The organism is Bacillus sp. FSL R12-0074 (assembly GCF_038005725.1).
Taxonomy (GTDB): Bacteria; Bacillota; Bacilli; order Bacillales; family Bacillaceae_G; genus Bacillus_A; species Bacillus_A mycoides.
The window spans coordinates 13162-39019 of sequence record NZ_JBBOTR010000003.1; the positions used below are offsets into that span (position 1 = coordinate 13162).

The following is a 25858-nucleotide window of genomic DNA, read 5'->3' on the forward strand; positions in this document are numbered from 1 at the left end:
ATCTCAAACCTATAATAATGCATTTTAACTACCGGTAAATAAAAATGTCCAAAAACTTTACTTTTTGGGACTTATAAAGTGTAATTCCAAATATATTTGTCAATCTATATAATACATACCGTATTTTTCTATCAGTCTAATGATTCATTCTATAGTCTAAAAATTTTTATTAATGAAACCTATTAAAATTCAAAAATATAAAAATTTTAGTTAGCAAACTAGCGATAAATACTTTCTTATTGTTTCTATCCTAATTACAATAAGAAAAGAAAAAAGAACTTGTAGGAATCCTACAAGTTCTTTTTAGTTTCAGGTGAATATACGGGACAAACAAACTATCATCATAGAAACTACAGGGGTAATGCTATGACAAGTTTATTATATAACAAATATTAACATCCATAAATTTTAATTTTGAAAATTATGTGAATTAAGAAAACAGAATGGTATATCATTTTCTCTACCTAAAAAATCCATTTAGTTGTTTAGTATAAAAAACTTTAAATTAATATCTACACCATAATAAATTAGTGAAATTATAAGTATAGGTAAATAGAGAAGAATTTGTAGGATTCTTACAGAAAGACATATGCTTATATTCAATATTAATTTATACATACTAGCTATACACATAGTTACGTGCAATTATAAAACATAATGATAGCACCTGTTAACCCTCTCTATTTTCGTTCGTTGTGTTCGTTTGTTTTGTTAGACTTCAACATCGCAACTACACTGGACAGACAAAAGAAAAACCAACCAATAAACAAAGTAGTTAACCATGGATTCTCATAAATCACTTCCATTTTTATCCGCAACCTCTATTTTTTTCGTTATAATGTAATAAAAGGAGATGAATTAATATGGAGATTAATATTATTCCGAAATTTCTTGACGAAGCCGTAACACCATTAGCACAAAGGACAGGTAACACTCTTTCTTCAATTTGGACTATCGCGTTCGGGGGCATAGATATTTATGCAGAAAAAACTCAGTTAAAGCGGGTTCATGCACTAAATCAATTTAAAGAAGAACTAGAACAAGCTGTATCATCTATTCCAGAGAAAAACATAGTTGAACCACCTTTACATATTGTAGGTCCAAGTTTAGAAGCATCTAAGTATTATTTTGAAAATGATGTGTTAAGGAAGATGTTTGCCAATCTTATAGCATCTTCTATTAATGTAAAAACAATTGCAAAAGCTCACCCATCATTTGTAGAGATTATTAAACAACTATCACCATTAGATGCGACAAATTTAAAATTATTTAAAGAAACCGCTAGATATCCAATTGTTCAATATGTTTATCGCGCTACCACAGGAACTGCTCCATGTAAAACAAATGTATTTCTAGAAAATCCAGATTCTATAGATATCAATTTAAACGCAACATCTATGTCAAATTTATCCCGATTAGGTTTAGTTTCAATATCTTATGAAACCGGCTTAAATGATGATGAGCTCTATAAAAAATATCTCGAGCACCCATATCGCGATAGTAAGAAAAAAATGCTAGAACTGATTAATTTAGCAGTTGGAGATGTTCCAATAAAAATTGACGATATTAATATTATCAAAGGAATTGTTGATATTACGCCTCTTGGAGAAAACTTCATAGAAATTTGTGTCTAATCAATTTGTAAATCTCCTTTAACAGGGGATTTTTTTATCACACATTCCCCACACCTCTTACCAATAAATGCAACTAATTAAAATTAGATTCGGAATGTATCAAGTACATTATCTTTTTCTTCTTTATTAATACCGATGTACCTTAATGTAATTTGTGGTGTACTATGATTCAATATTTCTTGTAACATAGCAATATCCTTTGTTTGCTTGTAAAACCAATATCCAAATGTTTTACGCATGGTATGGGTACCTAAAGATTCGACTCCGGCAAAATTCCCGGCTTTTTGTAACTGTCGATAGGCTTGAATTTTACTAATGGGTTTATCACCTTTTCGAGAAGGAAATAACCAGGTACTTTTTAGATTTTTAGCGTATGGAAATACTTCCTCAAAAATAGAAGTAATATTTATGATACGTTCCTTTTTTGTTTTTCCTTCTTTAACTTTAAATTCTTTCCTCTTTTTTCTCTTTAATTTTAAAATCTCATTCATTTCCATTTTAAGTAAGTCACTCACACGTAATCCAGTATTAATCCCAAGTAGGAATAAAATGTAATCACGGTTTGAACAATGACGTTAAAGGGGTTCAGCCGAGATACATGTAATTTTGGGTCATAGGCTGTATTTTATTTCCATTATCTGATTATCGTGTAACAAAAAGGTATTTTAATAATAATGTTTACGGATTATTATTGATACAGTATTTTGTTACAGCTAGTTCAACGGTTAGGATATTTCGTATTTCCAAATACAAAACGTAACAAAAACGAACGTTTATGTTACAAATATCACCGATAAACAACGTTTGGTAAAAAATGTATTACTATGACCTAGTTTTACACGTATCTCGGCTGAACCCCTTAAAGAGACCATTTCATATCTTCGAGCTGTTCTATGCTCCGAATTGGTTGTACATCAATTAAATGTTGCTTTTTATCCATTTAATTTTCAATCCCTTTATTTTCAATGATTTGAATGTATACTTTTTTGTCTGTTTTTTTAATATCAATGAAATTAGATAAAAGTCAATGTTTAAGGGGAAACGAATGTAAACTTTTGGATAAAAGTTTACATTGGAATTTCGAATCATTTATAACTAAATTGGTAATAAATTTCTCAATATAGATATACTTGTTAATTATGGTTATAATATTCAAATTAACAAAAAATAAATTATAATAACAATATGATAGTTATCCTTTTGTTTACTCCTTGTGCTAAAGATAAGATTGTGTTCCCGATCTTATCTTTTTTCTTTGTAGATTTTTGATAGAAAAAAAGAATCCTTATAATAAGGATTCTGCAACAGGAAATAACAAAATATATATATTAAAAAGAATTACTTATATTATAGTTTATATAGTAATAGTATAATATCGAGAAATATTTACATAAGCCCAGTATGTATTACGTAGCAATTGTAGAAATGGCTTGTTTATAGACTAACTGTTGCTTACCATAAAATGTGCCCCAATTGTGTCTAAACGTACAATTTTTTTTTTTGATATGGTGACCCCATGCCCATCAACTTAAGAATTTAGAATTCCCCCAAAAATTATGAGTTTTTTGTTACAAGTTATCACAAAATTTCGTTTTTGGGGTAGTTTTATTTTCTTAGCTTGATTGCGATGAGCGGTACCCCATAAAGGCCCCTGATACATAATTGATGTTCTGCCATTTGTAGAAAACAATCCACTTATACCATTTTAACAAGAAGAAATATCTCGTCCATGTTGTAATATTGGCTTACGTTAAGCTTGTGAAAAAATCATATTCATGTATAATACAATTGATGTATGATACATTAGTTGTAGGAGGGTGACCTTTTTGAAAAGAGAAGATGCCTTAAAACTAAGAACAGATATTAAGAAAATGATTATAATAACTGGGGTTTTTGAATCTCAAAATTTGCCCAATGGACCATTTGAAAAACCTTTACCAACTTCTCAAATGATGGCGTTAGAGGAACTAGAGGTGGAAAAATTAACTGTTTGGCAACTATCCAATAAACTTAGATTAGAGACTTCAACTGTAAGTAGATTGGTAGATAAGTTAGTAAAAAAGGGGCTTATTTATCGTGAAGTAAATGAAAAAAATAGAAGAGAACTTTTTCTGCACCTCACAGAAAAAGGTCACATAACTGTTAATTGCTTAAGAGAGCAATCCATTACATTTTATCAAAGTATTCTCAATAATTTATCAGAATCAGAACAAAAAATAGTTGTGGATGGTTTTGAATTATTTATTGATTCTATTTCTAAGCCTTTTGATTAGAGTGAGGTAAATCATAACATTTGGAGGATAAAATGAGTTTGGATTTTGAACGTCCTATTATTGAATTAAAAGAGAAATTTGATGAATTAAAGAAAATTATGAAAGAAAATAATGTAGATTTATCGTCAGAAATTCATGTATTAGAAAAACGTTTAAATAAAATGCAAGATAAAATTTATTCTAATATTACACCTTTTCAACGAGTTCAAATTGCAAGGCTACGTAACCGGCCCACGACATTGGACTATATACCTTTATTGTTTACAAACTTTCTCGAACTTCATGGTGATCGATTATATGGTGATGATAAAGCAATGATAGGTGGTATTGCAAAATTTAAAGGGATGCCCGTTACGGTTATTGGTCATCAAAGAGGTAGAAATACAAAGGAAAGTATAGAAAGAAATTTTGGAATGGCACATCCAGAAGGTTATAGAAAAGCGCTAAGACTTATGAAACAAGCTGATAAATTTAATCGCCCTATTATTACATTTATTGATACAATAGGCGCCTATCCAGGGAAAGGGTCTGAAGAACGTGGAATTTCTGAAGCGATAGCTCGAAATCTATTTGAAATGGCTACACTTAAAGTGCCAATTGTTTGTATTGTAATTGGAGAGGCATCAAGTGGTGGAGCTCTTGGCATTAGTGTCGGTAACCATATCCATATGTTAGAGTATTCATGGTACTCGGTAATTTCGCCAGAAGGAGCAGCATCTATCCTATGGAAGGACGCTAAGTATGCTCCAGAAGCTGCTGAACATATGAAAATTTCAGCAAAAGATTTAAAACATTTAGGAATTATTGATGAAATCATTCCTGAAATTAAAGGTGGAGCACAAAATGATATAAAATCACAGGCAAAAATGATTGAATCTGTAATCGAATCATCTCTAAAAAAATTGATACTATTATCCTCGGAAGAGCTTATACAACAGCGATATGAAAAGTATAGACAAATAGAGAATTATAAATGAAAGTATTTAAAGTCCGTATTACATTTCGGAGGATTCTCGCAAAAAAATTCTAAATATTTTGTAAGTAACCTCTTAAACTGGGATATGCTGATACTATTACTCTACAAAAGATGTGTGATCGGTATGGAAAAGGAAAATTTGTTCAAATGGAAGCATTATCAGCAAGATATTATTTTGTTAACTGTACGTTGGTACGGTACAACTTAATTTTTCGTGATTTAGTAGAAATGATGAGGAACCAGGATTATCCTACCATTATGCTAGAAATATATATGTTATATTTTCTTTTCCACTACCTTTGCACCAGAACCAAAAAATACGCTATTCTTTCTGTAGAATCATAGGAAAGGATGGCGTTTTTGTATGTATCTATCAATTTCTGACGAATTACAATTATTCGCTGAAGAATTATATGAACATCTTACCCCTTCATTTTTGGAAAATCTCGCTAGAGAGCTAGGTTTTGTAAAACGAAAACGTAAATTTTCAGGGTATGATTTAGCTACTATATGTGTCTGGATTAGTCAACGAGTAGCGAGTGATTCATTAGTCCGATTGTGTAGTCAGCTACATGCATCAACAGGAACTCTTATGAGTCCTGAAGGACTAAATAAGCGCTTTAATAAAAAGGCAGTGTTCTTTTTGAAACATATTTTCTCCACATTATTAAAAAATAAAGTTTGTGGAAAGTCAGCAATTCCAAGTGCTTCACTTACCTATTTTCAGCGAATTCGTATTTTAGATGCAACCATTTTTCACGTACCAAAACACTTGGCCAATGTATATCCTGGATCAGGTGGTTGCGCACAAACAGCGGGTATAAAAATCCAGTTAGAATATGATTTACATAGTGGTCAGTTTTTAAATTTCCAAGTGGAACCAGGGAAAAATAATGATAAAACCTTTGGAACAGAGTGTTTATCAACATTACGCCCTGGTGACCTATGTATTCGGGATTTAGGCTATTATTCACTGGATGATTTAGATCAAATGGATCAACGTGGTGTGTACTATATATCGCGACTCAAATTAAACAATAGGGTATATGTCAAAAATGAATTTCCTGAATACTTTCGAAACGGAACAATAAAAAAACAATCTCAGTACATCAAAGTTGATTTAGAGCACATCATGGATACCTTAAAACCAGGACAGTCCTATGAAATAAAAGAAGCTTATATTGGAAAGGATAAAAAACTATTCACTCGGGTGATTATGTATCGATTAACAGAAAAACAACTTCGTGAGCGTATGAAAAAACAAGTGTACACAGAAAGTAAAAAAGGGATTACATATTCGGAAAAAAGCAAACGATTAGCTGGCATGAACCTATATGTTACCAATACACCTTGGGAGATTGCTCCGATGGAACAAATCCATAATTTTTACTCTCTCCGCTGGCAAATTGAAATCATTTTTAAAACTTGGAAATCCTTATTTCAAATTCATCATTGGCAACATATTAAACAAGAGCGATTAGAATGCCATGTTTATGGAAAACTCATTGCCATTTTTCTATGTTCTTCTACTATGTTTAAGATGCGACAATTAATTTTACAAAAGAAGAAACAAGAATTAAGTGAATATAAAGCAATTGGAATGATTCAAGACCACTTATCGAGTTTGTATCAAGCCATACAACAAAACATCCAAGAAATAACAAAGATCCTAATCAGCCTGTTCCACCTCCTACAGAAGAACGGAAGAAAATCTCATCGATATGAGAAGAAGACTGTTTTTGATATTATGGGTGTTGTTTATGAGTATAATGGGTTGAAAAAACAAAAGAAAGTTGCATAATTTAAAAAAGGAAACCCGTTAGGGTTTATTTGGTATGCATATTATTAAGAGTATGCTTCTATTTTAGGAATGCTTTACCTCCACAAAATGAAAGTACACTTTGTTTTCATTTTTAAGTTGATGGGCATGTATGGTGACCCCATATAGAATAATTGAGCGAGGGAGAGGGATTGATATGCTAAAAGAAATGAAAAAATCCATTATGAAAATATTATTTAAAGAAGAATTATATGAATTACATAATAAATATCAAGCACAAGTAGATGATTTTAAAAGAAGAATAAAAGCAGACGCGAGGTTGGAAATACAAGATTTAGAAAAGATATATAAAATACCGCATAGGATATTTGATTTTTATGAGAATGCTGAAATTATAGGTATTAAAAGAAATAAGGAAAAAGAGGAATTGTTTGTTTTTAAGAAACGAGAAGGGGCATTTGTATATATTAGGATGTGTGGTGAATCTTATTTAGCAATTAATTCTTTTCCAAAGATTAATGCTAAGATTTTAGAAAAAAGCCATACTAGAGGGTATTGTCTGTTTATAGAAGATATACTAATAACAAAAGAAAATGTTGGCAATGGTTCAATTGCAATGGAATATTTAATAAAAGTAGCAAAAGAAATAGGTGTTCCGTGTATAAAGGGGAGTATATCTCCAGTAGATATAGGGCATTTTGACAGATTAGAGCACTTTTATAAAAAATTTGGTTTTAAAGTGAACTTCAATGAAAAACGAACAGGTGGTAACATAATGCTAGAATTGGATAATTCTGATAACAGGGAAATTACTTTATTTAAAATGAAAAGCCCTATAGAGGAATAGGGCTTTTCGGGTCTGTGTACTAGGGGTACCGCCACATGCCCATTATCGTTTAATATCTGTTCTTTTTTGCGTGATGCTGGAGAAATATATTACTCCAGCATTTACTGTTTTATGACAAAAAATATTGTTAACTTTTTTAAAAATAAGGTTAAATTCGTTGACAACTTTTTTGAAAAGCACTTTATTGACATGAGTTTTAGAATGTTGTTTCATAGTCTTTGTATTGAAAAAAATCGACGGTCATGTCGAAAAGTAAAAGTTAAAAAAAGAAAGAATTTATACATATATCTTGTGTCTTATTTTGAAACGTAATACAATATATAGAGAAATCAAGAAACGACATACAGAGAATATAGATCGGAGAGGGAGGGTCGGAAATGTTAGTTGCATATGATTCTATGACAGGAAACGTGAAGCGTTTCATTCACAAATTAAATATGCCGGCCGTTCAAATTGATGAAGCTCTAGTATTAGATGAAGACTTTATTCTTATTACGTATACAACAGGTTTTGGAAATGTACCGGAACGTGTTTTAGACTTTTTAGAACGCAATAATGAAAAATTAAAAGGCGTATCTGCAAGTGGCAATCGTAATTGGGGAGACATGTTTGGTGCAAGTGCTGACAAAATTTCTACTAAATATGAAGTGCCTATTGTATCAAAATTTGAGTTATCAGGAACAAGTAACGATGTAGAATATTTTAGGAAAAAGGTGGTAAGTTTGACTAAAATGATATAAAAAGAGTTATAGTTTACATGAAATTGGGCTATGTATTAACGATCTTAATAAAATAAGTTAATAGAGAAGTTTTTATTTATGGCTTTTCTGCCGCTTTTAATTATCGGTTAAACAGCTACAGAATAAAATAAATCCATAGCCAAATCAATAATCTAAATTGAATAATTCCAACAAAAAATGTTTAGAATATAATCACCGGTCAGACTGACAATATTTTCTTATGTAAAATATAAGTGAGGTAAAAACAAAGGGAAGACTAATACAATATGAAAACAATAAGTGGTCTTTTTCGAAGGTTATCGTATAAAGAATTACATTAATAATAGAATAATCGTTTAATTAAGGAATAATGACAAAATTTCCAACTGAAAATTTACAAAAATATTGAGAATATTTCCGAAATATGGTATATCTATAAAGACAGCGATTTGTACATATGAATAAATTTCCATTCAAAGGCAAAAAAAATAAAGCCGAATGTGCTGGCTTTTTTGTGTTACCAAAATTCACGGATTGCCGTCCGTTTTATATAGATGCAAGTGGTCAAAGTTTAAAAAAATTCATTTAGAAAGGGTTTTGCAAATGATTATTACAAAAATTTCATTGTTTTTTGCATCAATTACCGAATTTGATGTGTTAAAAGCTTTATTCTCTACGCTTCTGGGTTTAACACTTACGAGTATGTATTCAGTTTATAATGCATTGTGTCCAGTATGGAACACTGGGTGTGAGATTACAGCACCAATATTTTGGGGTCAAGCCCGTTTTCAATTGTTTGGTGTAATCGGTATATTGCTAGGTTGGATTGCTTTTTGTTTATATCTCTGTTTTGGTTTGAAAACAACTATTTGTTTTGTAATTAGTTGCTTTCTGTTTTTAATTATTACTTTCGCTTTCCAAATGCTTGCCGGCATTTTTAAGCGAATCTTTAAAAATAAAGATAATGACTTTACTTTGTAATTTAGGCTTGCCGGCCTTTGAGTTTATACCTTCCGCTTGCGGAGGGTATTCTTTTTGAAGTTTGTTAGTTAACTTTGTAAGTCTGCTGACAGCAGACTCTCCTCGTTAGTTAACTCGTGAAGCTTAGCAACCTCGTGAGCTAACTTGTGGAGCTTATCAACTAAGTTAATAATAACAAAGAATTTAAATGAGTTCAAGTAATTAAGAAAAAATAAAGAAGAGACTCTTGAATTCTATTCGTAAATAGTGTAGTAGACATTATCGCCCAATTATAAACACCATATTCATGCTACTTCTAAGTTTTTTATTAATCTGGTGTAGAGAGGCATTTCAAACGAGATCATCAAAGAATATATTGTTGTTTTTTTTGATTTTTATTAAATAATTACGGTACGTGAAATTATTGTGTTAACCATAAAAAAAACCCCTTGAAAGGAGCACTTATTTTACAAGATACTGTTCTACTTCTTTTAGTAATAATTCTGCACCTTCTGGACTTAATGTTATCTTACCATTTGCTAATGCTATGTTACGATTTGACACTTCTCCTGTTAATGCACAAACATGACCAGGTTGATACTTCTGTAAAATGATGTCTTCCCCTTCTACAAAAATCTCTAATGGTGATTTTTCTTTAATCCCAAGCGTATTTCTAAGTTCCTTTGGAATTACTATACGCCCTAATTCATCCACTTTTCTAGTCACTCCGGTTGCTTTCATCCAGCATATTTCCCCATTTCATTATCAATTTGTACCCAAGTTATTCTTTACTATTGTAACAGGCTTTCACCATACATGAGAAACATAATGAACCAAAAAAAGACCATCATGTATAGTGATAATAAAGTTATTGAATTTTGATTAAAAAAGATAAGAGCCTTACTACATTCTATATGCAGCAAGGCTCTTTAAAGTTGTTTCAAATTATATCCATCTGCTTATGTAATGCTTAAAAAATGAATAATAAAGTTGTTTACTTCTTATTAAACTAACGCCCCCGTTAGTTTAAGTGTAACTCTTCACAATTATTTGATATTATATAGATAAATAGAAATATAAATCAGAATTTAGTTTATAGTTATAAAAATAAGTTATTTATACCCTTATAATTCTTCAGAAAGGAGAGTGTATGAAAAAGACTATTGTTTTTGTATTAACGATATTTATATTATTCTCAGGATTCGCAACACAAAGTTATGCGTTGTCAGATTCGAAATCTGTGGCAATACAAGCATTGCTAGATGATGCCTGTCGTACGTCAGGTGTGCCTGGAATGTCACTCTCAATACTTGCTGATGGTGAAGTGTTCTACTTTTCTTCTGGGTATGCAGATCTTGAAAAGGGACTGTCTGCAAGTGAAAATACACTCTATGAGTTGGCCTCGGTGAGTAAAGCTTTTACTGGTATGGGGATTTTGCTATTGGAAGAGCAAGGGCTGCTATCAATGACTGACCCTATCCAAAAATATTTACCTTGGTTTACGTTAAAGTATCAAGGTAAACCTGTTGATATGCAAAACCTTACACTAAATAACTTTCTTCACCATACCAGCGGCCTAACAAATATTAGACATCTTCAAAATATTCCACAAGGTAATACGCCTGATATGTTGCAAAAGACTGTGGAAACGCTGGTAGATGCAGAATTGGCGTTCTCTCCTGGTGAACAATATAACTATGGAACCGTTAATTATGACGTATTGGGTTTGGTTATTGAGATTGTATCACGACAAAGCTATGAAGACTTTATGAAGGAGCAGGTATTTCTACCCTTAGGTCTTCACCAGACGTATGTTTATAAAGAAGATGCTCAAGCCACTGGACAGTTAGCACAGGGTTACCGTTCTTCCTTTTTTATAACAACTCCATTTAACGCTCCGGATTATACTGGGAATAAACCTGCCGGCTATATCATTTCTAATACAAAAGATATGGCGCGTTGGATGGGCATACAGATGGGTATCGTGCAGGACATACCCGAAATATTTCACAGGGCCATCGAAAAATCACATAGGGGTGATATGTCTGTTTCGGCTGTCAATGATATGTATTATGCGGCAGGTTGGTCGGTAAACGCCGAACAAACGTTTATAGAACACACTGGGGGTAATCCAAATTTTAGTACCAAAGTAGCCATACTGCCAAATGAAAGAACAGCCATCTGCTTACTGAGCAACGGCGCAAATACCAATATAAACCTGGTACTACAAGTTAAAAATATATTAAACGGCAATCTAACTCAGTCATATGAGATAAGTGGCACACAGCTTTTGGACATCATTTTGTCGTCTACCACAATTATTCTTTGCCTATTAGCCGTTCTGTTATTTTTCTTAGGATTAAGAAAAAGGAAAACGAATGAGCAGCAGCCAATGACAAAAAAGAGAACAATCGTAACAATTATTTTCCTAATCGCTACGATTGCCCAGTGTATAATGTTTTTTGCCTTCGATTGGTCAACGATACTTATTTGGCAAACATATAGTGTTCTTACAGCTTTAATTTCGTCAACATTATTAACAGCAAGCATTACTTGGTTTGTATATACTCACCGATTAGATGCCTCGGTCCGAAAATAAGTACAATGTTAAGTAAATAAATCTTAATTTATCGATATCCTTAATTTAAAAAACAGAAGACACCTCGGTGTCTTCTGTAATGTCATCGACACTTCTCCTAGTTAAACCCACTTGCTATTTCTTCCACTAACCTGCCTCGTTAGTAGAAGAAGGATTTTTAAACTACTATATTATTTTTTAAATGACTTTATTGTAAATTAAACAACTTTATTATCTCTGTACACATCATAATAAGAAATTCTTTAAACCCTTGCTGAAAGGAAATACGACCTTCTTCCATCCTACACGCCCCTTTTCTCTACAACTTTTTATATGTTAAAATATAGAGGAAAGAAACCTGCCAATTTCTTTCCTCGACGGTCACTCATGACTTTGCTCTTTGTTTGCTTCTGCAAATGAAGAGCTTTTATTTTGCATACTTATACTTGCTTTCTAACATCGCATAGCGCAATAGCTTTAACTTTGTCTCTTTTTTCAATGTTTTCCACTCAGATACACAAATTTTCATTTTTCATTCCTCCAATAATTAAGTTTGTTATTTATATAACTTATAAGTTCCAGTTGTAAATTTTTCTAATTTGTTTATCACTAAATCCTTTATGGATAGCGAAAATTTCTGGAAAATCAGAGATACACAAATCAATAATTGTATTGTCAGTTGTTCTTATATAGTAATATTGAACAGCTCCCTCATAATTCGAATATAAATAGTACTTATGAATCTTATAATCTAATCCATTTTTCTCTAATACCTCATAAAGCTTATTTTTAGTTTCATCCATTACGTCAAAAATGGTTAACTGCTCCACTATTAACAGCTCCTCATTGCGTAAATTTACTAAACTAACTCTAAGAACAAGGTTGTTTCATTATGTTCATTGGTATGCACATTAAACCGTTTTCCCGTAGCTTCTAATGCACTAAAAAGCATTCTTTTATATCCTTGATCCATAAAATCTACACTGATTTGACCATGATTCATAATAAATTGAAGATCAGCCATCATCTTTTTAACTTTCCGTTCCATGTAATAACCTCCTCAATAAAGTTATATAACTTATATAATCATTCTATTACTCATTTTTCTAGTTGTCAATATAAGTTATATAACTTATAATATTTTTTATAGAGGAGGTTTTAATATGGCTGTTAATAAAGATAAGTACACTCAAATTTTAGTTACTTTTACAAAAGAACAAGTAGAACAAATAGAAAATTATTGGCATGAAAATAAGCTGAAGAATCGAAACGAAGCAATTCGTCAGATTGTAGACAAAGGGTTAAGTCGTAAATAATGGCTACCCTTTTTATTTTTCCTAAAAAACCTAAAAACGCATATAAATTCCCTTTCTCCCTTTACATGCGTTTTTACAACAAATACGACTTATTATATTAATAACTCCATCAAAACCCCATACAACTAAATCTGAAGGGTCGTTTTTTAGTTGAATTGATTTTTTTCATGTATTCTTTTAACAAATAAAAAAGAGCCGGATTTTCATCACAGCTCATGTATTAATTGGTTCTGTATGTGTACATGTGGGATATTGTGAACAGCCAAAAAACTTATTTCCTGATTTATTCGAATTACGAACGACTAAATCATGTTTACATGTTGGACATTTCCGTTCTGCAGGTGTTACCCCTTGATACACATCTTCAGCCGAATATTCGGGATTAATTTTATTAATCGATTTCTGAAGTTCTAAACGATCTATAAGTTTTACATGGCATGCCTCCGCTAATTCTTTCGCCTGTCTTGTATACACACTGTTTGTTACAACCCAGCCCTCTTGTGCTTTGTAATAGGCTTGTGCTGCATATATCTCTTGCACGGCACTAATGCCGACTCTATTTTTCATCCCGTAGCGTTTTGCCTGGATTACAATACGATTTTTCCCCTTCAATACCAGATCAGCCCCGAAATCATTTGACTGTTTTGTGACTGTTGGAGAATAACCCAACTCTCGAAAGAGAGCTTTTAGGTATACTTCGAATTGACGTCCGTCCATTTTGTCTATAAAACGAATACCAGACTTAGCCATTCGTTTTAATATTCTTCGCTCCTGGATCTTCCGGTACATGAATTTACAAATACGAAAAAGAACATAAAGGATAAAACCATACATCAAAATTTGTAATATGTTTGGCATTTCTGGTAGATTAGACACTTCGCTCCACCTCTTTAATTGGTTTCATTTTCTTTGGTTGGGCTGTTTCTTTTGCCTGTTGCTCACTCACTTGTTTTTTCCGGACATCGTTCCAATCTTTTTCATTCGTTGGAATATCCTCTTTAAGATCTACAAAGCATTTCATTGTCTGAATGAAGTCTTTCCCAGCCTTATCATTATCAACTGCCATTATGACCTCTTTAATATCGTGCCCTTCTTTTTTCGCATCCATTAAAGATTGAATCACTGTTTTTGACTTCAATCCATGCATAGAAACCAGGCGAGCGTTTTGAATATTATTTTGCTTGATACTCCAATGAGATAACATATCAATCGGATCTTCATAAAAATAAATCTTATCCGGTTTACCCACATCAACTGTAAAACCAGCATTGATTCTTTCGTAATTCGGGACAATTTGCTTAAAGCTTCCTCTTTTATTCTCCATTTTGACTGTACCTTGACGGTTCATACCAATAACTTGCCCTTTTCCTCCTTCTTCCCTCCATTTAAAAACCACATTATTTTTCTTATCCTGGGCGATGAGATCCTTTTTAACCAGCCAATTCACCAAGCGAGGATCTATTTTCCGTTCATGAATTAGATATTCTTTTATCTCTGTTTGCTTATTTACTTCCAGGTGTTTGGGATAACTAAAAGGCTGCTGCTCTTTTTTGCGTTCCTCTTCAGCTTTTGAACGATCAAGCTCTTTGTAATCCCCTTTATTGATGTCTAATACAGCTTGCGGAAATGTCATTTCATAGTACATCATCGCAAAGCTAATCGCTCCATATCCTTTTTCCCCTCGACTATTCCAGGCGTATTGATTCCCTTTAATGATGAGACTGTCATGTTCCGTATGACGATAATAATTTCCTTCTTTCTTAAACGTTTCTCCTTTTGCTTCCAGATATGAAATCAAGTCAACTTTTCTTGCTTTCATCGCATCCTCCGTACTGACATGTGCCATTACGGAATCCCCCCTTTACTCTATAAAATGAAATAAAAAAGAGGACTATTCCGTTTCCTAGTCCTCTTTTACATGCATTCAATTTTTATTTGCCGAATAAGAATTTTAATCGCTTCTCCTGTACGCTGTATGATAAACGCGCATCAAATTTTTTCCCGTTTTTATTCGAGATAAACCCTTTAATCTGATCCGTTACATTTTTTTCTAATAACTTTTTCACATGGTTACTACTTAGATTTTTACCAGAGAATGTACCAAAAATAATGAAGTCACAACCTTTTTTGTATTTCTCACATAAGTAGTTACTTTTCCCTACAAGAACTCTACTCTTACATAATGGACATTTGCCAATTGTACGATCTTCAGTTGTTGGAAAACGGAATTTCAAACTTCCGTCCGCTTCCATATAGATAGCCGCTGTAAATTCTCCCTTTTCTCCTTGAAAGCCGTTTATAAAATCCGTTGTTTTATACTGAATTAGCTTCTTCATCTGATTACCAGGGATTGCTTTCCCTTTCATCTTGGCTGGTAACATAAAATCACATCCATTTTTATGCTCCGTACATCCATAAAATGTTTTACGATGAAGCATATCCCCTTTTTTACATTTTGGACATTTACCAAATGACAGCTCCTCTTGTGTTGGGAACTGAAATTTAACTTTCCCTTCATGTAACACTAGATAAGCGGAAAACTCCTTCTCATTGGACTTAAATCCTTTTAAAAGATCTGTTTTCTTATCCTCAAACAGCTTTTTCGCTTGCGCTTCCGGAATCGCTTTTTCTTTAATTTTTTTCGGTAAGGAGATTTCACATTCCGGATAATTACTGCAACCATAGAAATTGCCTTTATGAAGGATTTTTCCTTTTCTACAAGGACATTTGCACACCTCAATCTGCTGATTCCAGGTATTAATAATACTATCCGACACCTTATCATCCATTGCGCCTAATTGTTCCACCGTATCTTTTACAAACGTATTTGTTTTCTCTACAAATTCCTCATATTTCATTTCGTTCTTTTCGATCATGTAGATCATCCCTTCCATTTCAGCCGTATAAGCTGGATTTTTGATTTCATCTACCGGAAAAGCATCTATAAACGCACGACCAATATTAGTGGTTCGAATCTGACCGCTGGTAACATCAATATAGCTTCGCTCTAACAGTTTTGGAATAAACGTTTCTTCCGTTGCGACTGTCCCAATCCGTTTTCCCTTCATAAGTTCTTTCAAATGTTCATCATCTAATTTACGTCCTGCTGTCTCCATAAAGGTTAAAATGGAGCTTTCGGTATGAAAGGCTGGTTTCTTCGTTCGGGATTCAATCAAGTCATACTGAACGATTCTGAAAGAATCCCCTTCTCGTAAAATAGGTATCTGAAATGCTTCAACTGATCCCTCTTCTATATCCTCTTGAAACACACTTAGAAACCCTTTCTCTTGTAGGATCTTTTCTTTTGTATTGTATGTGTTGCCCTCTTGATCTATAAAATGTACTTCTCTTACCAGGTAGATTGCTGGTTTCATAAAATTCCCGATAAATCGTTTTACAATCAAGTCATATAACTGTTTTTCTAATGGATTTCGGTTGGTCCCGACATATAATTTTGTTGTTGGGATGATGGCAAAATGACTACTGACTAATTCATCGTTAAATGTAGTGTGCTTTTTTGTAATTGAAGACGGGATTACTTGTTGTACGAGATTTGCATAGGAGCTTTTTTCTAATGCTGCCATTACTTCCTTCACTCGTTCCACTTGCTCAGTGGGTAAATGCCTAGATGAAGAGCGAGGGTAAGTAATAAAACCTTCTTCATACAAACTCTGAATATGTTTCTTTGCTGTTTCCGCATTTATCTTCAGTTTGGCGTGAGCATCTTTGTAAATGTCAGTTAAGTTATACAATAATTTTGGTTTCTTTTTTCTCGTACTTTCTTTAAATTCCGTTACGATTGCATCCGTTCCTTTCAAGCTATCTCCAAGCTTTTGTAGTGGCGATGGATCTATCAGTTGTTCTTCTGTTTTCATTACTGGTGATAAACCATTTTCGGTTAGTAGCTTCAAATTGTAATAGGTTTGTTCTTTATAGTTTTGAATTGCAATTTCCCTTTGACGGATTTCATTCAAGATACACATTTGAACACGACCAGAAGCCAATAAGAATTGGTTTTTTGCTAGTTTTGATGTACAGCCTCTCGTAACATTAATTCCTAGAATATAGTCCAGGTATTGCCTTGCTTTAGCCGATTGAGCAAGTGCTTCATAGTCTTTTCCTGGTTCTAATCGGTTCAATGCTCCCTCTAACTCTGCGGCCTCATAGGAAGAGATAAAAAGGCGAGATTCTCGCTTGTTCACACCTGCATATTCAACTATTTCACGATAGATAAGCTCACCTTCCTTATCCGCGTCACAAGCGTTTGCCACATGATCTACATCGGGACGATTTAACAACTTAACCAGTATTTCAATTTGTTCAAGACTATCTGATTTCGCTTTATATTCCGGCTCTAAAATAATTGGCAAGTGATTAAAATTAAATTCTTTGTATCTTTCATCCATTTCCTCCGGATATTTTAGTTCTAATAAATGCCCTCGGCACCAACTAATAATGTAATTTTCATTTTCATAGTAGCCATAATATGGCTTGCTTCCTGGATGCTTTTGTGAGTTTCTAAATCTAGGTGATTTTAATAATTCAACAGCTACTTTCGGCTTTTCTGCAATAAACAATGTTTTCCCCATACGTAATACCTCCTATTAATCTGTAATTTCAGTTTCACGCTTCCATTTCTTATTTCTCCGCTTTTTCATTACTCTGTGACCGAATAATAACAACATGTTCAAAAAGACAGCTACAAGGAACATACAGCCCGCAAACAGCCATACATTCATGGCATTCTCTCCTTTCGTTCTATAAATAAGAAAGAGGGCTTTTCCTTTTACCCTCTTTCATTTTTAAATATAAAAAAATCACTCTCCGCTATCTCAATTGAGTAACAAAAAATGATTTAATCTGGTATTCCTGCTATACAATTTTTCATCGTTCCATCTCCATTGTTTCTTTTTTTCTACCCGATTTCTTTGAAGCCTTCGACTGCTCTACATTACCAGGATCTATTTCCTTGTCTTTTTCTTTATCATTCGTTTGTTTTCCATTCAACGGCTGAAATTTCTTATCCATATCTAATTCACTTGATGTTGTAGACTGATTCACCGTTACTCCTTCTTTTCCAAGCTTCTCATCCACCTGATTTTCTAATTTTACTACGTGTTCCTGGCTTACCAGCTCATTATCAATCGAAACATATTTCGTTGTATAATACCGTTCTTCAGCTTTTACACGAGTGACAATACTATCAATATTATCTGGTGTTTCTTCATATTGTGAACGTCTGTATGCCTCGAATTTTCGGCTTAAATCCTTATCTAACGTAGTTGGTTCCTTTTCTTTTAAAGGCTGAATTTGTTGATCTAGAGAAGTAATAGGTGCATATCCCTCCGTCTTCATTTCTTTATATAATTCCACTTCTTTTTCATTAAATGAGTAATCTTTTTGCGCCTCCGCTTTATCAACTAAGAGTCCATATCGTTCATCTTTTACGATTTCATCTAGACTCATATTTGCATCCTTTTCATGAATGACAAATGATAAATTTCCTCTTCCATCAAAAATAGAACTTTGAACCTTTTCATATAAATCTGGCTTCAAAATGTTATCTAAATAGATATTTTCTCGTTCTCCATTTTTCTCCATTAAAGAAACATATAAATCTTCTGGATTTGTTTTATCTTGGTTCCATACCGATAAATAATTAATATCTTTCGTAACACCATCCATCATGTGGATTCTTGCAACCTCTTCATCTTGCATATCCTTCGCTAACACTTCAATTGTAACTAAATGAGTAGGTGCCTCTTTCAAGCTTTCTAATGTACTTTCCTGTTCTTTTTCTATCGTTATTTCTTTGTTATCCCTATGATTCACTACCTCATCCCGTAACGCTTGTTTCACTTCATCCGATAGATACCTTTTCTCGTTTAATACTTGTTCATATGGCGTTTTGTAGTCCCCATCTCCCATATTCATACGATCCATACTCACAAGCTCCATTCTCCCAAAATCCCTATCTACTTCTTTTGGAATGACAATATGATAACGAGCTTGATCGTAAGGGATGGTTTCACCTCTTTCGCTAGCTTCTTCCCTTGCTTTTTCAATACTTGTAATAACTTCAGCCATTTTTTCATTGGCTTCTCCAAATGGAATCAGTTGATTATTCTTAAAAGTTTCGTTGTCGCTCCATTGAACTAGCATAGTTGGACGATTAATTTCGTCCTGATTTAATGCTGCATACTTTTCTTGATTCGCCTCATTAAATGCATCAATAAATTCTTTATCACTCAATTTTTCTGCGCCTTCTACGGGCTCAAACGCTCGGTTTCTATCCGCTTGTTCCCTTAACTCTGCAACAGAAACAAGCTCTTGTGTCGTGTTACTTAAACTCATAAATTCGACCAATAAAATATTTTTTTCGTCCTGTTTTTCATTTCTATTTGCCACACTTTCCACCTCTTTTTCATTTATTTGTTCTTTTTCCTTTTCTAGTGTGTTTTCAATTGTTTCAATAAATTCAATCGACGTTTCATGTACTTCTTTCAATAGCTTCGTTTTATCTTTCATCTCTTTTCCTTGTGTCCAGCTCGCTAAATACCCTAAAGAATATTCGCTTGTATCAATCCCGAAATAAGAAGAAACGGCATAAGCTGTCATTTCTGCTTGGAACTCTTTTTCTGGTGCTGTGTAGTTCAAATGTGTCTCTGCTGTATGAAGTTTGGCATGCGCCAATTCATGAAGTAAGGTTTTTACATTTTGTAATTCACTGTTCCGTGGATTCAAGGCAACTTCTTTTGTTAGGGTATAGCTCACACCTTTTGAAACACCCAGCTCCGCTTTTGGTGCAATGATTTTCACACCGTTTTTTTCCGCAATGGCTTCCATTCCTTTGTACAAACTCTTGTAATCTGTAACACTTCCTTCCAGCCAACGATTCGGAAAGATACGGGGAAGATCTTCGGCTTTTGCGTTCGTTTGCGACACATCGAACACATGGCCCACAGCAAAATATAAGCGACCAGGTATCACTTCTACGCTTTTAGATTCGATTTGTTTTTTCTCTTCCTCACTTGCTTTAGTTACTGTTTTCCAAGTGCCTTCTTTGTCTTTGAATTTTGCTACAGTTCGGTTTGGAATAAGGATTTTAATTCCTTTCTCACCCTTCTTAACCGGAAATCCTTTTTCTTTCCAAAAAGAAAAGGAACCAACTGCCCTGGCTCCCTCGAATTGACTCTGTATTAATGAAATATTAGATGGTGAATAGTGATAAAACTTTGCCATAAACGTTAAATACTCTTTTAAATCTCCCGGTGTACGAAAATAACCTTCTACGCTTTTTTCCATCTTTTTTGTTAAAGCTTGCACCGCTTCTTTCTTTTCTTCCGGTGATTTTGTTTGATACTTTTTCTTATAACTTTTACTCATGATCTTCTCCTACTCTTTCACTTGCTCTTTGCAATTCCTCCATGTCTTCTTCATTCCATCTTTCAGTTGTATCAAAGAAAAGCTCATGAGTTTTTACATTAACCGGAACTAACATATTTTCTTGATTCATGACATGGACTGCCAGTTCTCTCACTTGTTCTCTTGTAATTTTAATTACTAATTCTTTATCCTTTACGAGTAACACAATTTCATCTTCTCCAATTTCTTTAATGACTCCTAATGCGATATCTTCACGAAATAATAACATCTAAATAACCTCCTGTTTTTTTATAAAAAGAAACAATGTAGCTTACGTTACATTGTTCTTTGATGCCTCATGATCTAAGCGTTTTTGTCTTGCATGACTAATTCGTTCTTCCACAGTTTTCTTTGCCATCTTCACACTTTCCATCTCCTGTTTATCAGTCGTTATAATGCTATCTACGCCCTCTAAAAAGAAATAACCATTTAATAACTCAACTAAAATTTGCGTATTTCTATCCGCACTATTTGCACCGAGACGAATTTTTGTTAATTCACTTTTCAACACATCGTGTAAGTTTTTTGATACCACTTCCGTTACATAATTTAACGACCATTCTGTATTTTTTGCCGCTTCATGCTCCTTGCAAATTCTTCCCATTGCTTCCCCTGTATATCGAATTCCGTGTTCCTCCATATAATCCTTTATATAATCCTCTGTCTCTTGATCCATCGTTACCTGTCTTCTAATTGTACTCATTTAATAACCCCTCTCATTTTGATATGCACTTTCTTTTTGCATACGTTCGTAGTACTTTTGGTTCTTCCAACTTTCATATTCACTTTTAAAAGCACGTTCCACTTTCCTCATAGAATACTGAATAGATACACTCTGTTGAAATTTTTGAAACGGCTTTGATTTTTTCATGTGATGGATTCTCTTTTGTTCTTTATCATATGCCTTCATTTCTTGTAAAAAGGCGTTACCCATTCTTTTATACAGGTCACTGATTTTATTCGTCTTGTAATTTTCATATTGCTTCTTATCATACTTTCCTTCCCCATATGCTTCTTTAAAAACTTGCACTTCTTTATCTAACTTTTGGAGAAACTGATCGTAATCTTTTTTATGATGGTGTTGAATATATCGACTGCTTAATTCATCAATTTCCGGCTTTAATGGTTGAATCGTATTGTAGCTATATTGCCACTGTCTTTTATCACTTGGTAACTGTTTATAGATTTGTAAAAACAACGGTTTCAAATGTTGATTGCGCCAATCAAAAACGGAATTCTCTTTTTTAATTCCCACCATATTGTTTCGAATTAAATCATTAATTTGTTTTTGCTCTTGCTTACGATCTAACAAATTATTTACGACTTTCCCCTTCATCGCATCTAATGTTTTTGGTTTTCTTTTGCCACGTTCTCTCGTTGGAAATGGTTCAACAGTTGCCACATGAATATGAATATTATCTGTATTAAAATGAATGGCTGCCGACCAGATAGAGCTTTTTTCCAACCCCTCTCTTTTCTGCATTTCCTTCATCGCAAGCCGTGTTACATCCATTAACCTTTTTTCATCCAATGTTTTTGTTTTCTCATCATAAATTCCTTGTTTCTCTAACCAGGGATTATGAAAAGAAATGACATCTTGCCACATGATACTTCCATTCTCATGAGCGGTTTTAAACATTTCCTTTAAGGACTTTTTTTCACTTTCTGTTAAACGATTTGCGTGTTCCGTAAATAGTGCCGATGTCTTTTCTGAATTCCCCATATAGTCTTGGTACGTTTCAAACATTTTCGGATTCAGCTTCACTTCACTTTGTGCTTCTTCCCGGTCTACATACTCAATATAGTTCTGAAAAGCGTCCGAACTTGGCAACACAAATTTCGTTTTTAAAACAACACCTGGTGTGACTGAAGACTGAACAGGAACGGCATTACTCATTTTCAACATCCTGCATCATCATTTGAATAAACTCATTCATTTTTTCCATTGCGCTATAACAATCACTCATCATATGGATGTTTTTTTCAATGAGATTTTCTAATTCCATTTCTCTTTTATTTTGTTGCTGAAAAAATGCCAACATTTCAATTTGAGCTTTCAAAAATTTTTGCCTGGATACTCCTTTCCTTTTTGCGATTTCATCTATTTTCTTTAAGGCAACTGGATCTATATCTCTTATTTTTAGATTCACAATTTCCGCTCCTTTCTGTAATTGAGGGTAGAGCACCAAAAATAGTGAGAAGAGCATAAGGGGTTTTTGCCCCCACCGAGGGTGTGGGGCTAGGCGGAGCCTAGCAAAACGATGGGGGCAAGAAAATCCTCTAGGTGAGTACTCACTGATGACACAAATCAAACACCTGAGTACTGAATGAGTATACAAAATTCACCAAACGAGCACTCACTGAGTACCCAAATTGCACTGGTGAGTACTCACTGACGACATGACTTTTTTCAGTTTTTATTAATTTCTTGTGCCTTTTGCTCTAATTTTTTGATCTTATCTCGTGCAATTTTTTGCTCTCCTTTAAACAATTCAATGTTCTTTTCTGATGATTTTATTTTAGATTCTAAGGATGCTATCTTCGATTGAGTTTCCGTTTTTTCCGCTTCTGTTTGGTACTTCATTTCATCTTTCAGTTCTTTCACTTTCTCAAAAACTGTCTTCCCATTTTCTTCTTCAAGCTTGATTGCCTTCCCATAATTTTCGATCTTCGTTTCAATATCTTTTTTGTCTCTTTCTATAAAATCCAACTCATATATTTTTTTATTTTCAGCTAACAATTCATCATTTGCTTTTGTTTTTCTTTGATCGGTAAAAATCGTCTGAACAAGTTTATTTGGACTCTTTGTACTTGTATTTTCATCTTCGTACTCGTTAACATCTTGTGTAAACTTCCGAATATCCATTTGTTCCTTTTCACTGTTTTTATTGTAAATATCTAAAGCTAACGCTCCCCAATTTGGAGATAATTCTTTGACTTCTATCACGTAATTCCCGTTCTCTTCATACAACACTTTGACAGGTAATTGAACACCTGGATTTCCTTTTTCTTGTGCCTTAAACGTAAACCCTGTTTCCTCATATCCCTCTATCCGAAATCGAATTTCAATGAAATTTTTATGTGGATTATACTCCCTTTGCTCTACAATCAATTTTCCCATCCCTGACAACTTGATTACTTTATTCGTTTCCGTATGGAATAGTTTTTCATCGTTCGGCATGTAGATTTTAGATGTCAAGAAAGCAAAAAAACCTAAAAATAGAAAGCTGATAATTGCTAGGTAGATCCACGACTTATTTCTTCTCAAATTGATTCTTTCACTCTTCTTACTGATTGCACCTATCACACACTCACCCCACTTTTTTTGTTATAATACTTTCATATTTAACTCTTCCACACTTGTAACTCGCCAGGTTTCCTTTTCTTTTTTTATGATGATTCGCAACACATTGTTTACTTTTTCTTCTCGGTTTTGCGTTGAATCTGTCGTGACATTTATAAATTCAGCTAACACATTTACCTCCTCTTTATCTGGTTCATTTTCTTGTAAATAAAACTTCATTTCTATTGGTTTCGTTTTATACGTATCTCCTAATTCGTATTTATCAGTTGGATAAAATTGTTGTAAAAGTTCTTCACTCATAATGGATTTTGCTTTTTCTTTTCGCTCACTGTAGCCTTCTTTTTCTCGATGAAATGATAATTGAATAAACGTTTCGGCTGTCGATAAATACGCCCTTCTTTGTTGTTCTTGTGCGGAAGGAAGCACCTTATCAAGTCGTTTTTTTAAGTCTTCATTTTGTTTTGTTAGTAATTCATTTGAAAGTTTTAACTGTTTTTCTTTGCCATCACTCATTGATTTTTTGCTCAAATAGATATTAAAAGCTGTCACACCTACAACTAAAATGACAAACACAATAAACAAAGATTTTCGTTTATCTTTCATATCCATTCCTCCTTTACTTCGTAATATCGTTTAGTTGTTTAGTAGCATTCCAGTAGGATTGTATTCCTGTTTTAGCCGCTTCTTCTGAAGGGAAATTTGCTACCACCCATAAATATGTTTTCCCTTCATAGTCAAATATATTGTGCTCTATAAAGTGTGCTATCTCGTTTGCTTTCAATTCCCGATGTAATAGAAAATTATCACCATCTTTTTCAATCAAATAATTCGATGGTTTTATAACTGCATTTTCAAATCCCTTAATTGGCGCTTCTATTAATTTCATTGTAATTTCCCCTTTACTTTTTCATATTTTTAGAACCTTCTTACATGACCAGAAAAGACTTTTTGCCAATACGGATTATTTAAATCTTCAATGGAAACACCTTTATTTGTTTGGCATCCAATGAATGTGTTTTTATCAATCACAATTCCAACGTGTCCGTCATGCTTGTAGGTATCAAAGAAAATAACATCACCCGGTTTCATATCATTTGCTGATACTTTTGTACCGATTTTATTTAATGTTTCCGTACTTACAGCTCCTATCGGACTGGTATACATCCCTACTTGTTCGAATGCCCAGCGTACAAAACTACTACAATCAAAAATCCCTCTTGCAATGTCATTTGTGTTACGTCCACCACCAAATACATATGTAGAACGCCCTATCCATTGACGACCTACATCGGCAACTTTTGAACCGCTACTTCCTCCACTTCCTGGATTTCCTCCACCACCAGAAACGACAGAACCCGGTTGATAATATTTCAAAACCGCATCGACGTACAGGATATCGCCATAACACGCTTGATACGGCACGGCTTCTGGTCTAAGACAATGATACATACCCGTGTGGGCTACTTTTTTGTATTGCTCCTGTGAGAATTTTATCGCTAATTCCTTTGTATATTTACCACCATTTGAGTTAACAAAATCAAAAAATCCTGTTCCGAAGTTGTACGCTTGGAGGGCTGTTTTGATATGATCCATGTCACCAGGACTCGTTACACCAGCTCTTTCTATCGCATGTTTAAACTCCTGTACGCCAGCCCAAATGCTGTAATCGGGATCAGTAATACAGTTTGGTGATTTACAATATTTCGTATTAAATGCACCCTCTGATGATTGCATCGGATCACTACCTCGGCCTCCGCTTTCCTGCATCATTTGGGCAAGCATTAAAGCAACAAACGGTTCCACGCCAAACTCTTTCGCATGCTTCCGAATCGTAGGTTCCCATTTTAGAACTTCAGGCGAAACATTCATGACTTGCCCTTCACCTGTATACGTAATATCACCTGTGTCTGTTCCACTCTCTCCACCCATTGCCGCAATAAAAATACTCATTACTCCAAGTAGAAGAAAAGAAAAAAGACCCATCACAATTAGTGCTAAAGTGATGAGCCATTTCCTTGGTATAATCTTTAAAACTAGATGCATGGT

General features: G+C 33.7%; 25 protein-coding genes and 2 pseudogenes. 10 read left to right on the forward strand and 17 right to left on the reverse strand.

Annotation, left to right across the window (positions count from 1 at the left end; genetic code table 11):
- Positions 1–863: 863 nt before the first annotated feature.
- Positions 864–1634: a DUF4393 domain-containing protein gene (locus tag NSS97_RS29035; RefSeq protein ID WP_059038565.1), complete on the forward strand. Its 771-nt coding sequence runs from the start codon at positions 864–866 to the stop codon at positions 1632–1634.
- Positions 1635–1717: 83 nt separating this feature from the next.
- On the opposite strand, the pseudogene NSS97_RS29040 reads toward NSS97_RS29035, so the two are convergent.
- Positions 1718–2209 (reverse strand): annotated as a pseudogene (locus NSS97_RS29040) (tyrosine-type recombinase/integrase); the annotation flags it as partial.
- Between the two features lie 1251 nt (positions 2210–3460).
- On the opposite strand from NSS97_RS29040, the gene NSS97_RS29050 reads away from it, so the two are divergent.
- The 7 genes and pseudogenes from NSS97_RS29050 to NSS97_RS29080 all read left to right on the forward strand — a co-directional run bounded on the left by NSS97_RS29050 (position 3461) and on the right by NSS97_RS29080 (position 9210).
- Positions 3461–3907: a MarR family winged helix-turn-helix transcriptional regulator gene (locus NSS97_RS29050; RefSeq protein WP_000817662.1), complete on the forward strand. Its 447-nt coding sequence runs from the start codon at positions 3461–3463 to the stop codon at positions 3905–3907.
- 32 nt (positions 3908–3939) lie between these two features.
- Positions 3940–4884 (forward strand): acetyl-CoA carboxylase carboxyltransferase subunit alpha, encoded by a 945-nt coding sequence (locus NSS97_RS29055; protein WP_016091897.1) that lies wholly within the window; start codon positions 3940–3942, stop codon positions 4882–4884.
- 123 nt (positions 4885–5007) lie between these two features.
- Positions 5008–5126: pseudogene (locus NSS97_RS29060) on the forward strand (IS6 family transposase); the annotation flags it as partial.
- Positions 5127–5247: 121 nt separating this feature from the next.
- Positions 5248–6684: an IS4 family transposase gene (locus NSS97_RS29065; RefSeq protein ID WP_053446570.1), complete on the forward strand. Its 1437-nt coding sequence runs from the start codon at positions 5248–5250 to the stop codon at positions 6682–6684.
- Between the two features lie 175 nt (positions 6685–6859).
- Positions 6860–7510, forward strand: coding sequence for a hypothetical protein (locus NSS97_RS29070; protein WP_131929519.1), 651 nt, complete (start codon positions 6860–6862; stop codon positions 7508–7510).
- A gap of 377 nt (positions 7511–7887) precedes the next feature.
- Positions 7888–8250 carry a class Ib ribonucleoside-diphosphate reductase assembly flavoprotein NrdI gene (gene nrdI, locus NSS97_RS29075; RefSeq protein ID WP_341115053.1) on the forward strand — a complete coding sequence of 121 codons (363 nt, stop codon included), beginning with the start codon at positions 7888–7890 and terminating at the stop codon, positions 8248–8250.
- A 582-nt stretch (positions 8251–8832) separates the two neighbouring features.
- Complete coding sequence (locus tag NSS97_RS29080; RefSeq protein ID WP_116349241.1) at positions 8833–9210, forward strand: hypothetical protein; 378 nt, start codon at positions 8833–8835, stop codon at positions 9208–9210.
- A gap of 441 nt (positions 9211–9651) precedes the next feature.
- Here the strand turns inward: NSS97_RS29080 and NSS97_RS29085 are convergent, their stop codons facing one another.
- Positions 9652–9930, reverse strand: coding sequence for an AbrB/MazE/SpoVT family DNA-binding domain-containing protein (locus tag NSS97_RS29085; RefSeq protein ID WP_002090664.1), 279 nt, complete (start codon positions 9928–9930; stop codon positions 9652–9654).
- Between the two features lie 409 nt (positions 9931–10339).
- On the opposite strand from NSS97_RS29085, the gene NSS97_RS29090 reads away from it, so the two are divergent.
- Positions 10340–11788 (forward strand): serine hydrolase domain-containing protein, encoded by a 1449-nt coding sequence (locus NSS97_RS29090; protein ID WP_078422374.1) that lies wholly within the window; start codon positions 10340–10342, stop codon positions 11786–11788.
- Positions 11789–12336: 548 nt separating this feature from the next.
- On the opposite strand, the gene NSS97_RS29095 is transcribed toward NSS97_RS29090, so the two are convergent.
- Together NSS97_RS29095 and NSS97_RS29100 are read right to left on the reverse strand one after the other, a co-directional pair.
- The gene (locus NSS97_RS29095; RefSeq protein ID WP_131929464.1) at positions 12337–12600 is read right to left on the reverse strand and encodes a hypothetical protein; all 264 of its coding nucleotides are present in this window, start codon (positions 12598–12600) and stop codon (positions 12337–12339) included.
- Positions 12601–12626: 26 nt separating this feature from the next.
- Positions 12627–12815, reverse strand: a complete 189-nt coding sequence (locus NSS97_RS29100) for a hypothetical protein (protein ID WP_000440217.1) — start codon at positions 12813–12815, stop codon at positions 12627–12629.
- Between the two features lie 115 nt (positions 12816–12930).
- Here NSS97_RS29100 and NSS97_RS29105 point away from each other — a divergent pair, with 115 nt between their 5' ends.
- The gene (locus tag NSS97_RS29105) at positions 12931–13083 is read left to right on the forward strand and encodes a hypothetical protein (protein ID WP_000290205.1); all 153 of its coding nucleotides are present in this window, start codon (positions 12931–12933) and stop codon (positions 13081–13083) included.
- A 213-nt stretch (positions 13084–13296) separates the two neighbouring features.
- Here NSS97_RS29105 and NSS97_RS29110 read toward each other — a convergent pair whose 3' ends face one another.
- The 13 genes from NSS97_RS29110 to NSS97_RS29170 all read right to left on the reverse strand — a co-directional run bounded on the left by NSS97_RS29110 (position 13297) and on the right by NSS97_RS29170 (position 25855).
- Positions 13297–13959, reverse strand: coding sequence for a restriction endonuclease (locus tag NSS97_RS29110; protein WP_341115056.1), 663 nt, complete (start codon positions 13957–13959; stop codon positions 13297–13299).
- On the reverse strand, positions 13952–14929 hold the full coding sequence (locus NSS97_RS29115) for a DUF3991 domain-containing protein (protein WP_131929465.1): 978 nt from the start codon (positions 14927–14929) through the stop codon (positions 13952–13954). The genes NSS97_RS29110 and NSS97_RS29115 overlap by 8 nt, the downstream gene beginning before the upstream one ends.
- An 85-nt stretch (positions 14930–15014) precedes the next feature.
- Complete coding sequence (locus NSS97_RS29120; RefSeq protein WP_131929467.1) at positions 15015–17672, reverse strand: DNA topoisomerase; 2658 nt, start codon at positions 17670–17672, stop codon at positions 15015–15017.
- A 15-nt stretch (positions 17673–17687) separates the two neighbouring features.
- Entirely contained in the window at positions 17688–17822 is a 135-nt protein-coding gene (locus tag NSS97_RS29125; RefSeq protein WP_002169635.1) for a hypothetical protein, read from the reverse strand.
- Between the two features lie 145 nt (positions 17823–17967).
- Entirely contained in the window at positions 17968–20469 is a 2502-nt protein-coding gene (locus tag NSS97_RS29130; RefSeq protein ID WP_131929468.1) for an LPD25 domain-containing protein, read from the reverse strand.
- Positions 20462–20737, reverse strand: a complete 276-nt coding sequence (locus tag NSS97_RS29135; protein WP_131929470.1) for a hypothetical protein — start codon at positions 20735–20737, stop codon at positions 20462–20464. The genes NSS97_RS29130 and NSS97_RS29135 overlap by 8 nt, the downstream gene beginning before the upstream one ends.
- A 42-nt stretch (positions 20738–20779) precedes the next feature.
- Positions 20780–21211, reverse strand: coding sequence for a hypothetical protein (locus tag NSS97_RS29140; protein WP_098452876.1), 432 nt, complete (start codon positions 21209–21211; stop codon positions 20780–20782).
- Positions 21212–22405, reverse strand: a complete 1194-nt coding sequence (mobP2, locus tag NSS97_RS29145) for a MobP2 family relaxase (protein WP_131929471.1) — start codon at positions 22403–22405, stop codon at positions 21212–21214. It abuts the gene before it with no gap.
- Entirely contained in the window at positions 22398–22658 is a 261-nt protein-coding gene (locus tag NSS97_RS29150; RefSeq protein ID WP_002094785.1) for a hypothetical protein, read from the reverse strand. The genes mobP2 and NSS97_RS29150 overlap by 8 nt, the downstream gene beginning before the upstream one ends.
- Positions 22659–22918: 260 nt before the next feature.
- The gene (locus NSS97_RS29155; RefSeq protein ID WP_131929473.1) at positions 22919–23815 is read right to left on the reverse strand and encodes a hypothetical protein; all 897 of its coding nucleotides are present in this window, start codon (positions 23813–23815) and stop codon (positions 22919–22921) included.
- A gap of 21 nt (positions 23816–23836) precedes the next feature.
- The gene (locus tag NSS97_RS29160) at positions 23837–24415 is read right to left on the reverse strand and encodes a MerR family transcriptional regulator (protein WP_131247060.1); all 579 of its coding nucleotides are present in this window, start codon (positions 24413–24415) and stop codon (positions 23837–23839) included.
- 13 nt (positions 24416–24428) lie between these two features.
- A complete protein-coding gene (locus NSS97_RS29165) occupies positions 24429–24698 on the reverse strand; it encodes a hypothetical protein (protein WP_131929475.1) in 270 nt (89 codons plus the stop codon).
- Positions 24699–24727: 29 nt separating this feature from the next.
- Positions 24728–25855: a bifunctional lytic transglycosylase/C40 family peptidase gene (locus tag NSS97_RS29170; protein ID WP_016128051.1), complete on the reverse strand. Its 1128-nt coding sequence runs from the start codon at positions 25853–25855 to the stop codon at positions 24728–24730.
- Positions 25856–25858 lie beyond the last annotated feature (3 nt).

Coding starts and splice junctions, on each gene's coding strand:
- NSS97_RS29035 (WP_059038565.1), top strand. CDS start 864: ATGGAGATTAATATTATTCCGAAATTTCTTGACGAAGCCGTAACACCA.
- NSS97_RS29055 (WP_016091897.1), top strand. CDS start 3,940: ATGAGTTTGGATTTTGAACGTCCTATTATTGAATTAAAAGAGAAATTT.
- NSS97_RS29065 (WP_053446570.1), top strand. CDS start 5,248: ATGTATCTATCAATTTCTGACGAATTACAATTATTCGCTGAAGAATTA.
- NSS97_RS29070 (WP_131929519.1), top strand. CDS start 6,860: ATGCTAAAAGAAATGAAAAAATCCATTATGAAAATATTATTTAAAGAA.
- nrdI (WP_341115053.1), top strand. CDS start 7,888: ATGTTAGTTGCATATGATTCTATGACAGGAAACGTGAAGCGTTTCATT.
- NSS97_RS29080 (WP_116349241.1), top strand. CDS start 8,833: ATGATTATTACAAAAATTTCATTGTTTTTTGCATCAATTACCGAATTT.
- NSS97_RS29085 (WP_002090664.1), bottom strand. CDS start 9,930: ATGAAAGCAACCGGAGTGACTAGAAAAGTGGATGAATTAGGGCGTATA.
- NSS97_RS29090 (WP_078422374.1), top strand. CDS start 10,340: ATGAAAAAGACTATTGTTTTTGTATTAACGATATTTATATTATTCTCA.
- NSS97_RS29100 (WP_000440217.1), bottom strand. CDS start 12,815: ATGGAACGGAAAGTTAAAAAGATGATGGCTGATCTTCAATTTATTATG.
- NSS97_RS29105 (WP_000290205.1), top strand. CDS start 12,931: ATGGCTGTTAATAAAGATAAGTACACTCAAATTTTAGTTACTTTTACA.
- NSS97_RS29115 (WP_131929465.1), bottom strand. CDS start 14,929: ATGGCACATGTCAGTACGGAGGATGCGATGAAAGCAAGAAAAGTTGAC.
- NSS97_RS29120 (WP_131929467.1), bottom strand. CDS start 17,672: ATGGGGAAAACATTGTTTATTGCAGAAAAGCCGAAAGTAGCTGTTGAA.
- NSS97_RS29125 (WP_002169635.1), bottom strand. CDS start 17,822: ATGAATGTATGGCTGTTTGCGGGCTGTATGTTCCTTGTAGCTGTCTTT.
- NSS97_RS29130 (WP_131929468.1), bottom strand. CDS start 20,469: ATGAGTAAAAGTTATAAGAAAAAGTATCAAACAAAATCACCGGAAGAA.
- NSS97_RS29135 (WP_131929470.1), bottom strand. CDS start 20,737: ATGTTATTATTTCGTGAAGATATCGCATTAGGAGTCATTAAAGAAATT.
- NSS97_RS29140 (WP_098452876.1), bottom strand. CDS start 21,211: ATGAGTACAATTAGAAGACAGGTAACGATGGATCAAGAGACAGAGGAT.
- mobP2 (WP_131929471.1), bottom strand. CDS start 22,405: ATGAGTAATGCCGTTCCTGTTCAGTCTTCAGTCACACCAGGTGTTGTT.
- NSS97_RS29160 (WP_131247060.1), bottom strand. CDS start 24,415: ATGAAAGATAAACGAAAATCTTTGTTTATTGTGTTTGTCATTTTAGTT.
- NSS97_RS29165 (WP_131929475.1), bottom strand. CDS start 24,698: ATGAAATTAATAGAAGCGCCAATTAAGGGATTTGAAAATGCAGTTATA.
- NSS97_RS29170 (WP_016128051.1), bottom strand. CDS start 25,855: ATGCATCTAGTTTTAAAGATTATACCAAGGAAATGGCTCATCACTTTA.